Here is a 13,975-nt window from a genome sequence, read left to right as displayed (position 1 = left end):
TCAACTCTCTGACACGCCTCGCTGTTTGATAACGAGATTACTACTAATAGATATGAACGGGGAAGACAACTTTCCCATTTCCGACAAACACGGAGAAAACGAGGGCGAGACGCGAGACGGTCAAAACGATCCGAATGAGCACATCAGCCTCATTTCGAAAAGCAATCCCTCTACCGGGACACGGCAATTGCCTAAGTTCCATCATTCCTGCTATCAATCTGAAATATGAACACAATACAGTCAATATATGACTTCCTCACGGCTAGGGGATGGCTTCATCTTGATGATGCAGAAGAGCAAATACGCTTCCTGGCAGCCGGGGAATACAACGAAAATTATCATATCACGGTTCAGGAGATATACGGCGAAGCAAACTATGTCTTTCGCATCAACCATGGCAGCCAACTCGGACTGGAAGACCAGATAGAATATGAATTCTCAGTCCTCCACGCCCTTGCCAGGTCAAAGGCCACTCCCCGCCCCTTTTATTGTGAGGTAAATGTGACCGATACGGCTCTTGGCAACGGCGTCCTGCTCATGGAATATCTTCCGGGGCGACCTCTGGATTATACCACTGACCTCGCAGAAGCCGCTGCTCTCTTCGCCAAGGTCCATGAGCAACCTATCGACAACCGTCTGATCGTCCAAGCCAATCCTCTTCTGGATATAGCTAATGAAAGCGATCAACTCCTTCGTCGCTACCCCGACCATCCCATGAAAGAAACCGGTAATCGACTGTTCAGGTATCACGAGCAGATACAAAATTTGGCCGATGAATCTTCCTTCCTGTTTCAGGATGATCCCATGGTCATTGTCAACACCGAGGTCAATTCCCGCAACTTCATCATTCTGGAGCAGGATGATCACAAGCAAGGGTGGCTGGTTGACTGGGAAAAAGCTGTTGTCTCAAGCCGTTTTCAGGACCTCGGCCATTTTCTTATTCCCACCACGACCCTTTGGAAGACCCAGTATCGTTTTGACAGTGAAGCGCGGGAACTCTTTCTGAAGGACTATGCTCAAGACGCAAAGCTTGACATGGATATGAAAACAATCCTGCACTGCACGGAAATAATGGAAAGGACAATCCTGCTCCGGGCACTGTCATGGTGTTATATGGCACATTATGAATACACCCACAGCAACCGTGCATTGAAAAATGAGGCCACGTTCAAGACCATAGGGCAATATCTGGACGGAATAGAATGTTTCTTGAAATCAAAAAACTGAACAAGGCCTTTGGAAACAAACCAATCCTGAAGAACATCAGCTTCACGGTTGAAGAAGGCTGTGCCGTTTCCTTTGTCGGTCCATCCGGCGTGGGAAAGACAACCTTGCTCAAGATCATCGCCGGGCTGGAGGAACCAGATTCGGGCACGGTGAATTTCGGGAATCTGCCGAGCAAGGAGAACCCGATTATCCTCGTTTTTCAGGATTATCTCCTCTTCCCAACCCTGACGGTTTTTGAAAATGTGGCCTTTGGGTTACGCACACGAAAAGTCTCAGGAAAAGAAATCGAAAAACGGGTCATGGCCCACCTTGAGTATTTCCAACTGGCCGAAAAAAGAAAGGCATATCCCGCTGCCTTGTCTGCCGGACAAAGGCAACGCGTCGCCATTGCCCGTGCCATGATCGTCAATCCCGCCATGCTTTTGCTGGATGAACCCTTTGCGAATCTTGATCGCAACCTCAAGCTGCGAACCGCCGAGTTCATCCGTGACACGCAGAAGGAATTCGGCGTCACGACCATCGCCGTAACCCACGATCAGGAGGAAGCCTTTTTGATGTCGGATAAAGTCGGTGTCATACTCGAAGGGGGACTGGCTCAATTCGCTCCGCCCAGGGAAATCTATGGCACCCCCATCAGTCTGGATGTTGCACGCTTTCTCGGACCGGTGAACATACTCCCGGAAGCTTTGGCGCAGAAATTGGGTGTGCATAAGCAGAACGGAGAATACTACACACGCCCGGAAAATTTACAGATTACAGCCTGTGCAGAAGGTATTGGCGAAATAAAAGAGGCCATTTTTGCAGGCCATTACGTCAAATATACTATCGAAGCAGAGGGAGTTTCACTTATTGTTTTCACATCTGACAGTGATGTTCGGTGCGGCGACAGAGTGAATCTCGTCTTCAAGAACCAATAGGAGTCAATGACAATGAAAAAATTACTGATCGTCATCATGATGATAGTCATTCTGGCAGGATGCGCCGAGGAACCGCCAAAACAGGACGGGACCGCACTGCTCAATGAAAACTGGACATCGATCGAAAAAGCAGCAGAAGGAAGCACTGTCCGATTCTATATGTACGGTGGTTTCGCTCATGTGAATAACTGGGTTGATACATACGTTGCCCAAGAAGTCAAAAAACGCTTTGATATCAGTCTGGTTCGTGTCCCCATGGACGCGAGTGTCTTTGTCAACAAACTCCTGACTGAAAAGGATGCGGGCAAGACAATTGGATCCATTGATCTGCTCTGGATCAACGGCGAAAATTTCAAGACGACAAAACAGGCCGGGACGCTCTTTGGTCCCTATGCCGAAAAACTGCCGAACTATATAAAACATGTGGACAAATCTCTTGCCTCCTTTGACTTCGGTTATCCTGTCGATGGATTTGAAGCTCCTTATGGACGCGCCCAGTTTGTCTACGAATATGATACCCAGACAACGCCAACAACACCGGCGAGTTTCCTGGATCTTTCCTCATGGGTTCGGGAAAATCCGGGCCAATTCACGTACCCTCAGCCCCCTGATTTTACCGGCTCCGCATTCATCCGACAGGCTTTTTACGCCACAACCGGGGGAGCACAGCAGTATATGGACGGATGGGATGAGGAACTGTTCAACAGGCAAGCTCCCAAGCTTTGGGAGTACCTCAATGAGCTCAAACCGTTTCTGTGGCAAAAAGGCAAATCCTACCCCAAAAGCTCTGCAGAAATGGACACTCTGTTCTCCCGAGGGGAATTAAGCATCAACATGTCCTATCATCCTCTTCATGCCCAATCGAAAATCCTGGATGGCTCCTACCCCGAGTCTATCCACACCTATGTCATGCATGAAGGAGCTCTCTTCAATCTGCATTTCACGGCGATTCCCGCCAATGCGCCCAACAAGGCAGGAGCCATGGTCGTCTCCAATTTCCTGCTCTCGCCGGAAGCACAACTCTCCAAACTTGACCCCGGCAACTGGGGGGACTTTCCAGCCATTGAAATGCTCACCCTCTCCGAAGAGAACCGACATGCCTTTGAAGGCGTTGAACTCGGCTCAGCAACCCTGCAACCCGATATTCTGACACAAAATTCCCTCCCGGAAATCCCTGCCGAGTATGTTGAGGCACTGGAAAAGGGCTGGGAGGAAAATGTCCTCAGGTAAGAGCCTGCACCCTGTTTCTGGACGAACGCTGACCAAGCTTTCGTCTCTGCTGATTCCTTTCATGGTGCTCTTTCTGGGAGGGTTGACGCTAGCCCTGGTCCAATCTCTGGGCTACTGGGTCCCCATCCCTCCCGAAGGCGGCATGTTCGCGGCTTACGGAGAATTAGTGCGGCCACATATTATAGATGCCGCCATTCATTCCATATGGGTGGCATTGATTTCCATGGTCCTCGCCGTCTCCATCGGAGCAATTCTCGCTTCACTCATATGGCTTCTGCCCAGCACCCTGGAACGCATGTCGATCGTGTACAAAATTCCCTTAATTCTCCCGCACATTGCCGTGGCCTTCATTGTTCTGATCTTCTGGAGTCAATCCGGAGTGATAGCCTCCATCGGCAACCTCCTAGGCTTAGTGGAAACACCACAGGATTTCCCCTCGCTGATCCACGGGGGATCCGGGGCTGGCATGATACTCGCTTATGTGTACAAAGAAATCCCGTTTGTCATCATTCTTGCCCATGCCGTCCTCAAGCGCCTAGACCCGAGGCTGGTCCAGACCGCTTCCATGCTCGGGGCCGGGCCAATGACCATTTTCTTCAAGATCATGCTTCCTCATATGCGCCCTGCACTGAACACAGCTTCAATTATCCTTTTTCTCTATGCATTCGGGGCATTTGATATCCCCTACCTTCTCAGTGAAAGCTCTCCAAGCATGCTCAGCATCGAAGCCTTCAATCTCTATTTTCGTCGTGATCTTTCCAATCGTCCCCAAGCCATGGCTCTTTTAATCTGCATGTTCCTCTTTTCCCTGGCTTTCATTGTCATCTATACACGTCTGGCCGCACGATTGAGTGCAAAGGACCGAAAACTGTGAGAGCACGTCTCATTCTCTTCAGTATTGCCTTGGCTGCCATACTTCCTCTTGGTGTGCTTGTGCTCTACGCCGTGGCACCGGGGTGGCGTTTCCCCCATGTGATTCCCACTCATTTCGACATGCGGGCACTCCAGTATCTGGCTTCACAGTCAGAACCTGTCATGCGCCACCTCGCTTCATCCCTGGCATATTCACTACTGACAGTTGCCTTGTCATTCCTGATCTGTGTTGCACCGGCCCACCACTTTGCCAGACAACAGTTTCGCGGCAAACAATTTCTTGAAGGGATATTCCTCGCACCAGCCCTGGTCCCGGCCATGACTTTTTCCATGGGAGTCCACTTCCTCTTTATCAAGGCGGGGCTTGCCGATTCATTTCCAGGAGTGGTGCTGGTCCTGACCATTTTCAGTTATCCCTATATGCTCAGGGCCTTGACTGCCGGATATCAGGCCATTGGCGAAGACTATGAACTCTGCGCTCGCAATCTCGGGGCATCCCCACTCCAATGCCTGCTGCGAATAGACCTGCCTCTACTCATGCCTTCAGCCATTGCTGGAGGGTCAGTGGTCTTTCTCGTTGCTTTCTCCGAATACTTTCTGGTGTTCCTTATCGGTGGCGGGGCCGTGGATTCCTTTACCGGCTATCTGGTTCCCTACCTCACGTCCTCAGACCGAAGCACCGGTGCGCTGATGACGTTGGTCTTTCTGACTGTCCCCATCATCCTGTTCATCATTGTCGAATTTAGTGTTGCCCGCCTGTACCGCGACCGAGGCATCTATTGAAAAGGCTGCCAAATTTTCAGTTGACAGCCTTGGTATTCTCAATGTCCCGTTCAGCCCCTGACCGGCCCCACGGGAATCGTGAATTTGAAAGTACTTCCCATCCCAAGAGTCGACTCGACTTGCATCTGCCCGCCATAGTGCTGGACGATCTGTCTGCTAATCGCCAGCCCAAGTCCGGTTCCGAAAACTTTACTGGAACGCATATTCGGATCATTGACCTGATAAAAAATATCAAACACCTTTTCCTGATCTTCCTCAGGAATGCCACGACCTGTATCCGTAACAAAAAAAACCAGTTCGTGCTTTGTTCTGGATGCACCCAAAATCACATGCCCTGTCTCAGTATATTTGAAAGCATTGTTCAGCAAATTGATGAGGACTTGATGAAGACGATCTGCATCCGCCAGCAGAGACTGCCCTCCTTCGGTCGTATCCACCATGAAATCGACTCCGGCTTTCTGTCTGGCCTGAGCTTCAATGGCCTGCCCGGCGCGAGTCAGTACAGAGCGAACCGTCAGGACTTCATCCCGCCACTCCATATGCCCGGCCTCTATCTTGTTCAGATCCAGCAGATCATTGACCAATCGGCCAAGTCGATCAGCTTCACCTCGAACCACACCGAGGTTATCCTTGAACCGAGTCGCATGACTCCGCATCTCCGGTTCTCTCGATAAATAGGGCTGGAAGCGTTTGGTAAAATTCTTCTCCATGAGACGCAGGAATCCAATGATAGAGGTCAGTGGGGTCCGCAGTTCATGGGATGCCGAAGAGAGAAACAACGTTTTGGCCTTGTCCAGCGCGATGAGTTTTTCTTCGGCTTCCTTGCGAACCGTAATCTCATTTTGCAAGCTCTCACTGTATTCAGTGAGTTTTTCCATGAAGCTATTGAAATACAGGGCCAGGGTTCCCAGTTCATCTCCGGACTGCCGGGTCATCCGAACCGAGAAATCCCCGTCAGCAGCACGGGCAAAGCTCCTGCCAAGCCCCCCCAGAGGACGAGTAATGATTGATCCTATCCACATGGACAGGGGGATCATCAGCAGCACTCCCGCAGCCAGAGCCATAAGAATAACATCCCGTACGGCGTAAAGCGGTTTCTTAAAATCATCATAATAGGAGGAGGAAGCGACCACCCATCGCATCTCGGGGATGGCTCTGAAATAAACAATCTTCCTGCGCAATTGAGGCTCTCCGGGATTCTTCCACTGGTATTCGAATTGTCCTTCTCGTTCGGAGATGATCCTCCGCGCAATAGCGCTGAGAGCCGGGTCCCCGTATTCGCTGAAATGTTTCCCTTCCATGAAGGGGTGAATCAGCATGTTGCCGTTGTAATCCAGGACAAAGGGATACCCGGATTGACCGAACCCGAGTTGAAGGATCCTTTTCTTGAAATCGGAAATATTCACCAGCTTCTGAAATTCATCCCGGTAGGCAGTGGCAGAAATAATCCAATCCCACGGAGCAAAATAAGCCATGGAAATGGCTTTTGGACGGGACACAGTCTCCAGCGGTTCTTTCCAATCATACTCAAGATACCCTTTCTTGCGACGTATCTGCTCCTTCACGAAATGCTGCGTTGACAAATCCACCCCCACTAACCTCCGCTTGGGATGGACCACCATGACACCGTCACTGTTCAAACAATATATATGCCCGGTCTTGCCTATGGTCTGGGAAAGGAAAGCATCCCTGGCCCGTTTTTTTGCTTCCTCCTCGGAAATCAGGCCACGTAAAGCCTGACGGTGGAGCGCTCCTGCCAATTCGAGGTTTTTTTCGGCAACAGCACGCATGTAATTCCTGATGGACACATCCACGCTGGTGCGCAGCATGTTTCTGATGGTTTCCGTTGTTCTGGTCAGTTCGGTATTGATGCTCTTTTGCACAATGCTCCGAACCTGGGAATAAACAATGCCACCACCAATAAGAAACACCAAAAAGAAGGCAAAGGAATATGCCAGAAACAGCTTGTTCCGAATTCGCAGATTGTGGAAGACTTCAAACATGCCTCAACGCCCACTATCCAATCTGAGGATCGGTTTATAATCTCGAGGCCCGAACAAGGCTTCATAGGGAAAACGATCAATATTATCTGTCGTGATCAAAGGGATGAACGGTCCCGATCGAAAGGGAAAATCCTTTCCTGCCTTGTCGCCGTCGAGCAAACGGATCAGCATATCCACTGCCATGCGCCCCTGAAAAATCATCAACCCGGAAGGTGCGGCAGCAACCTGCCCTTCCCGGATTTTCTCGTACAGCCCAGGCATAATATAGGTTGAAACAATCGTTGTTCTCTTTGCCATGCCGATCCCCAACAGAATGTCATAGGCAACATCCGCGGCCACGGCATTGCCAACCACATAATCAACGTCTGGGTGCTCCATCAGGCTCCGCCGCACAAGATCGCGCTGTTTCGAGGAGTCAAGACTCCCCCAGCTCGTTTCCACGACTCTGACAGGACCGGGAAATTCCTGAAGAGCTTCAAGAAGACCATGAAGACTGTCTGCCGACCATCCGGATTTTTTCGGTCCGGGAAAGGCCGCCACCCTGACTTCGCGCAACCCCCGTCTTTCCGCATCAAGCGCGATGAATTCACCTGCATAATATCCCATATCCAGAAAGGAAACCAATGCCTTGGCGGCAAGATCCGGGGCCGAGACATCATTCACCACACCGACAACGGGAATTCCCTGTTTTTTTAACTCGGCAATAGCATCATTGTTGCCCGAATAACTGACCGAGCCAAGCAGGATACCGTCTACTCCGGCCTGAGCCAACTGCCGCAGCTGTTCCTGTTGCCTGTCGATCATACCGTATCCCCCGGCTTCCATCACCCGAACAGCAATACCGAGCCGTTTGGCTTCCTCGAGAATACCATAGTTAACCGCCTTCCAAAGGGAATAGCCGTAATGGGGAAAACTGACACCGATCGTATAATTTCTTTCTTTGCCGGGAGCCATGGTCGGCGGGGGCATCCATTCTTCAAGCCGGGGGCGTGCCAGACTCGCTGAAGCATACCCCTTGCTTTTTTGACCCGCGTCATATTCTCCATAATAACTTTTCACCTGCATGGACCAGATATCTGCATCTCCCGCCAGGGAGGGAGATACATGAATCAGAAAAAAACAAAAAAGGAAGCCACACAGCAATCGCTGCAAAGCAACACCGAAAAGACACAAAGCGGTAAAATCGATTTGTCCCGTAACACAATCTCGTCGCCACACGCTGACACCACCTTTCAACGTTCAACCCCTCCCCCAAAGACTCCGCCCCATGCAAAAAACAACGTCTCATTCAGAGACGCGGGGCACATGCTCCCAACTCACAAGATTCACCCAATGAACCAGTTTCCTCAAACAGAAGGTATCAGTCTTCTTCAGGGACTGAAACCCATTCCCTCTCATCCTTATTTCAGACCTGAGCGATTCATTCCACCATGACTTACCGAAAATAATACCCAAATACGTGGGGACTAGGGCATATTGAGATACTCAAGACTGTTCTTACGATGAGATAAATCGCAATTTCAAGCCAAGGACTGTATTATGCTCGGCAACACAAGTGTCAGGTTGAAGACTATTCTTACAGCATTGGGTGGCCCGGTGGTCATCGCACTGATAATGGGAGCTCAACAAATCTTCACCATTCAGGAAAAATCCGAGGAAACCGTCCTGAAACAGAGCCAGGCTATTGTCCTTATGGCCGAGGCCGCGCGGAATGAAATGAGCGCCAAACTCGACTCAGGTGTTATTCGACCTTTTGAGGAAATCCCCAAAGAGAGAATCATGGATGCGGTTCCGGTCATCGTTGCCATCCGTATGGCCATGGAGAATGCCGATGAAGCAGGATATAAATTTCGTGCCCCCAAAGTTTCTCCTCGCAATAAGGAAAACACTCCCACTGAATTGGAGGGAAAAGTCCTGGCTGAAATGAAAGCGACTGGCCAAGACGAAATCACAATTTTTGAAAGCGATAAGATACGATACTTCAAGGCGATACGCTTGACTAAGGAGTGCCTGTTCTGTCACGGCAACCCACCGGGAGAGAAAGATGTCACAGGGGGGATCAAAGAGGGATGGAAAGTCGGTGAAATCCATGGAGCATTCGAAATAATAAGTTCTCTGGAAGGAGCGAATCGGGATACAAAGGTTGCGGCCATCTCCTTTTCCCTCTGGACCCTGCTCATATTGGGGATCATAGCAACGCTTGTGACGTGGATCATGCGTTCCACAGTCATCCGGCCCCTGCTTGAAATCACGACAGTGACCAAGGCCATGTCAAAAGGGGATTTCAAAAATGGCGTGCAGAACCCATCTCATGACGAAATAGGAAAAGTCGGCTTTTCCCTCAACTCCATGCTCAGAAGCCTCACCAATGTCATAGGAACCGTCACCTCTGCCACGGACTCTGTCAAAATCAGCAGCCGGGAACTTTCCGAGGCTGCGGACAATGTGGCCAAGGGAGCGGCAAGCCAAGCCGCCAACGTCGAACAGGTCGCGTCCAGCATGGATGAGATAGCCCACAGCATCAAACGTAACGCAGAGAACTCACACAAAACTGAAGGGATAGCTCAAAAAGCTGCGTCCAATGCGGAAGAAAGTGGCAAAGCCTTGAAGGAAGGATTGGGGGCGCTCAAGGAAATAGCCAACAAAATTCAGATAATCGAAGAAATTGCTCGCCAAACCAATCTCCTGGCCCTGAATGCGGCCATCGAAGCCGCTCGCGCAGGAGAACACGGCAAGGGATTTGCCGTCGTGGCATCAGAAGTCCGCAAATTGGCTGAGCGCAGCGGCAATGCAGCCCTTGAGATAATCAATATATCGAATGCCAGTGTGGAAGTGGCTGACAGGGCCGGAGACCAGTTGACCAGGCTGGTGCCGGATATCAAGCACACTGCGGAACTCGTCAAGGAAATAGCCGCAGACAGTGCCGAACAAAATGCCAGTGCAACCATGGTCAACGACGCTCTGCAAGGGCTGGGAAGTGTTATCCACCAGAATGCTTCCGCAGCCGAAGAAATAGCGGGAACAACACACGCTCTCTCGGAAAAGGCAAACGAGTTGTCCCAAGCCACAGCCTTCTTCTCTTTGAATGAAGACGGTGTCTATGCTTTTCCCGAGTTGGAGTGCCTCGATGAGAAAGACGAAAGCTGACCAATGACACAGAATTCCGATGCAGGGAGATCAGTAAGCGATGTCCCTGCATCGGAACCTTCGAAGGGCACGACCCAACACCACCGATAAATCCACTCTCGCATCACAGGATATCATCTTCCCCGCCAGCAATATCCCGCATCTCGGCAGCCGCTTCTGAAACGGCTTGGCGTGGTGAAATCCCCTTATCGAGCACCTTGCCCAACATCCTCGGAATGACTTTGTGGGCAGAAACATCCGAAGCTTGGGGCTGAAGAACCCCGTCAATGAAACTGAAACTTTGCAGCGTCTCAAATCCCGTGACAATCTCATTCACTCGGCGTCGGGAATATCGTTGAAAAACACCTTGAGCATCCCGATAGAATGCCGGGGCATCGGCAATCTCTTTCAGGACAGGCAGCATCCCACCCGGCACCATATGCAACCAGGTGACGTATGCCTCTTCGGTGAAAAGGAAATGAATGAATTCTTTCAAGGCCATATCCTTGTCCTTGTCGGAATGACGCATGATCCCGAGAGCATGCAGCACCCCGTAGCTGGCAGGCTGTGTCCCGGTAAGGGTTGAGACCATACCCGTATTTCTGAAGAGTCGATAATCATACTCGCCCCCATCAAGCTCCTCAAAATGATCACCGGTCAGAGAATCCGCAGCAACAGACGGAACCGCCAAATCATCCATTATGAACGTCGAATAGAAAATCATGCCCAGTTTTCCTTGAAGATAAAAATCCCGTGCACGCCAAGACTGCGGCCCAGACGGAGTATACCGGGCCAATTCCGCATACAATTTCACAGTTTCAACCGTCGCAGGGGAATTGAAAAGCACCGTTCCTTCGGATGAAAACTCTCGCACTCCGGCAGACAGCGCCAGGTGAGTAAAAACCTGCTCGGCATAGGCATCTTCACGCGTCCCGACGAGAATCCCGTACCTGCCTTTCTCCGGGGCATGCAGGGTTTTGGCAGCTTCCAGGATACGGGACCATGTATCAGGCGGTTCCAACCTGAAATCTTCAAACCAATCCTTCCTGTACCAAATTCCCTGAACCCACCCATTGAAAGGAATACCGCAGTATATCCCATTTTTTTTCGTAATCTTGGCCAGTGCGCCGGAGTAGAAACGGTCCTTTCCCAATTCCTCCAGAAGGGTCTTGGAAAGAGCCTCATCTATCCACCCCATGGTATCGAACGAGACGACAAGATCAGAGGCGCAACTGATAATATCCGGACCTCGGCCTGTTTTCAGCGCCCGGGCCAACGCCTGCGCAATAGTATTTTCATCCTCACCCCGGACTTCAATTGAAATATCGGGGTGAAACAGGGTGAACACGTTTGTGAGATAATCAACAACGACCTTCCGTTCAGGGCTGACCTCTGTCGTCCAAAAAACAAGATTCGTCGCCGCTCCAATTGAAGGAAAGACCATACTCAGAGTCATGGTCAAAACTATTCCGACAAAAAAAGGGCGCAACCATGCAATATGCCACCCCTTATTTATTAGAAAACTTCTGCTCACCATTCCAATCCTCCGAGGGTGGCCAGTCCGAATACTCCCGAGCAAGATTCAAATAATGCTCCACAAGTGGATCAGCTCCATGTTCCGCAAGATATTTGGAAAACAGGATTGAAGCCTTCTCGAACTCTCGCATGAAAAAGACACGCACACCATTTTCCCATTCTTCAAGACGCGCTTCAACCTCCGGTGAAACAGCAAACGGTTCATAAACCCCTTGTGAGCCACTCCTGGTGCCAAGCAGTTCAAAGACCCCAAGACCGACACTGGTCCCTTTGGGAGAAGCTTTTCCTGCAAACCGGAAGCAGAAGTCATCTCCGGCTATGATCCTGGTCGGTTCACTGACCAGGATACCGGTCCCCAGATACTTATTCAGTCCTTCCAAGCGGGAGGCAAGATTCACGGCAGCTCCCATGGCAGTATATTCCATCCGGTCCGAGGAGCCGATATTTCCCACAACGGCATCTCCTGTATGCACTCCCATTCTGGTCAAAAATTCCGGCGCGCCACGCTCTCGACAATCAGCATTAAATGCCGTGAGCACATCGCGGCATTGCAGTGCGGAAAGACAGGCATGCCATGCGTGATCCGCATCTTCGACCGGAGCATTCCAAAATGCCATGATCGAATCGCCGATGTATTTATCCACAGTCCCCCCATTTTCCAGTATAACCTGGCTCATAACCTTCAGATAGCGGGTAATACTTTCAGTCACCAACTCGGGACTCAGGGTCTCTGAGATAGCCGTAAAATCCTGTATATCACTGAAAAAGAATGTCATTATTTTTCTGCTTCCGCCAAGAACAGGTTGGATGTCATTGACGACCATCGCCTCCACAAGAGGAGTTGGTATGTAGCTTCCAAAGGCTTTCAGAGCACCGCGCATAGTCTCCATGGCCCTGCTCAGATTCCTGATTTCGATAATATGAGAGTCCACATTTACGGGAATATCGAGCCTGAATGCCTTGATATTTTCAGCCGATTCAATCAACCCCTTGAGTGGATAACTGATACGCTTGGCCGCATAATAGACCACGGGGATGAACAAAAGCAGAATGATAAGTGAGACAAAAAGCGTCTGTTCACCGATAACGGCAATCGGCCCTGTAAAAAAATGTTTTGGGACCACCACTCCGACAAAAAGCTCTTTGCCATATTCCGTTGGCAAAGGATCAATATGTGCGAGATAGGCAGTCCCATCCACAATCAATTCATGGCTGTAGAGTGTCTTGCTCCCAACTGACTGAAAATCTTCGAGAAGAGCGGTCAGAACAGGAGATTCAAGGCAGTCCACTTCTGACCCCATGCCGGGGTGAGGTTCCAGCTGAATACTGGAAACCAGCCTGTCGGTATCAGGGTAAGCATAAATCCTGCCTTCCGTATCGAAAATCATGATATCACTGGATGGGCTGACCTTCTGCCGCTTCACGAAACAGGAGAGATTGGAGAGAGAAAGATCCACGCCAACAACACCGGATACGACACTATCGAACCGATGAGAAACCGTGATTCCCGGCTCTCCTGACAAAAAAAAGACATAAATATCACTCAGCGTGGGGATATCGTTCTCAAGAGCTGCTTTGAACCAAGGCCGTCCCCTCGGATCATATGCAATATCAGGGATGCAGTCGGAACCAACGGGAACAAATCCGGCATCGAGAAATTTTCGTATTTCATACCGTCGACCGTCTGCCATATGCCCAATGGTTTGGGTATACCATAAAGCAGTCTGTGGGAGGTGCAACTGTGCCTTGAGTTCATCCCGTTCTGCCAATGAAGAGACAAGAAAAAAATCTCCGTCATCAAAACCGATATAAACAGATGTAAAATCGGGGTGTTGACTCAAAAACTTGAAAAAGACAGGACTCATGGGATGGGAATGAATGGATGCCTTAACCCCTATATCGCGAAAACTGACATAGGTATCCACAGTGGTAAAGGCGGTGTCAAACATCTTTTGGGTTCTCTCGACGATGGACGAACCGCTCCTTTGAAGAAGAAGCTCAGCTGAAAGGATTGCGGTATCGGCATTCCTCAAATATCCATAGGAAACAACAATCGCTACCACAGCTGAAATCAAAAGAGCAAAGACAGTCAGGATATTCACGTAGAGCGGCACACGTATTTTCATGACAAGACTCCGGACCGAAAGAACAGGAACGAACCTCCTGCCGAGGGGAAAACCCGAGCAACCCATGTGAGAAAAAGAGTCTCCATACCTGCTCCTCCTGCAAACTCAAAGACCGACGCCCTTTGTTTGGTGTTGTGGCAGATTTGTTTCTTTT

General features: G+C 50.2%; 10 protein-coding genes. 6 read left to right on the top strand and 4 right to left on the bottom strand.

The window, feature by feature from the left end:
* Positions 1-225: 225 nt before the first annotated feature.
* Genes BN4_RS13630 through BN4_RS13610 form a run of 5 tightly spaced genes read left to right on the top strand, consistent with a single transcriptional unit; the run spans position 226 to position 5,030 of the window.
* Entirely contained in the window at positions 226-1,227 is a 1,002-nt protein-coding gene (locus BN4_RS13630; RefSeq protein ID WP_015415990.1) for an aminoglycoside phosphotransferase family protein, read from the top strand.
* Positions 1,203-2,144 (top strand): ABC transporter ATP-binding protein, encoded by a 942-nt coding sequence (locus tag BN4_RS13625; protein WP_015415989.1) that lies wholly within the window; start codon positions 1,203-1,205, stop codon positions 2,142-2,144. The genes BN4_RS13630 and BN4_RS13625 overlap by 25 nt, the downstream gene beginning before the upstream one ends.
* A gap of 12 nt (positions 2,145-2,156) precedes the next feature.
* Positions 2,157-3,374 carry an ABC transporter substrate-binding protein gene (locus BN4_RS13620; RefSeq protein ID WP_157871396.1) on the top strand — a complete coding sequence of 406 codons (1,218 nt, stop codon included), beginning with the start codon at positions 2,157-2,159 and terminating at the stop codon, positions 3,372-3,374.
* Entirely contained in the window at positions 3,361-4,248 is an 888-nt protein-coding gene (locus BN4_RS13615; RefSeq protein ID WP_015415987.1) for an ABC transporter permease, read from the top strand. The genes BN4_RS13620 and BN4_RS13615 overlap by 14 nt, the downstream gene beginning before the upstream one ends.
* On the top strand, positions 4,245-5,030 hold the full coding sequence (locus tag BN4_RS13610) for an ABC transporter permease (protein WP_015415986.1): 786 nt from the start codon (positions 4,245-4,247) through the stop codon (positions 5,028-5,030). Before BN4_RS13615 ends, BN4_RS13610 begins: the two co-directional genes overlap by 4 nt.
* Before the next feature lie 50 nt (positions 5,031-5,080).
* Here BN4_RS13610 and BN4_RS13605 read toward each other — a convergent pair whose 3' ends face one another.
* Together BN4_RS13605 and torT are read right to left on the bottom strand one after the other, a co-directional pair.
* Positions 5,081-7,033, bottom strand: a complete 1,953-nt coding sequence (locus BN4_RS13605) for a cache domain-containing protein (protein ID WP_015415985.1) — start codon at positions 7,031-7,033, stop codon at positions 5,081-5,083.
* Positions 7,034-7,036: 3 nt separating this feature from the next.
* Positions 7,037-8,251 (bottom strand): TMAO reductase system periplasmic protein TorT, encoded by a 1,215-nt coding sequence (torT, locus tag BN4_RS13600; RefSeq protein WP_157871394.1) that lies wholly within the window; start codon positions 8,249-8,251, stop codon positions 7,037-7,039.
* Positions 8,252-8,572: 321 nt separating this feature from the next.
* On the opposite strand from torT, the gene BN4_RS13595 reads away from it, so the two are divergent.
* Positions 8,573-10,180, top strand: coding sequence for a methyl-accepting chemotaxis protein (locus BN4_RS13595; RefSeq protein WP_015415983.1), 1,608 nt, complete (start codon positions 8,573-8,575; stop codon positions 10,178-10,180).
* Between the two features lie 103 nt (positions 10,181-10,283).
* Here BN4_RS13595 and BN4_RS13590 read toward each other — a convergent pair whose 3' ends face one another.
* Positions 10,284-11,696, bottom strand: a complete 1,413-nt coding sequence (locus tag BN4_RS13590; protein ID WP_015415982.1) for an ABC transporter substrate-binding protein — start codon at positions 11,694-11,696, stop codon at positions 10,284-10,286.
* Positions 11,668-13,821, bottom strand: a complete 2,154-nt coding sequence (locus BN4_RS13585) for an adenylate/guanylate cyclase domain-containing protein (RefSeq protein WP_015415981.1) — start codon at positions 13,819-13,821, stop codon at positions 11,668-11,670. Before BN4_RS13585 ends, BN4_RS13590 begins: the two co-directional genes overlap by 29 nt.
* Between the last annotated feature and the right edge of the window lie 154 nt (positions 13,822-13,975).

Source organism: Pseudodesulfovibrio piezophilus C1TLV30 (assembly GCF_000341895.1).
GTDB lineage: Bacteria > Desulfobacterota > Desulfovibrionia > Desulfovibrionales > Desulfovibrionaceae > Pseudodesulfovibrio > Pseudodesulfovibrio piezophilus.
Note: the sequence above shows the minus strand (reverse complement) of the source record. Positions and strands in the feature narration are given on the sequence as shown.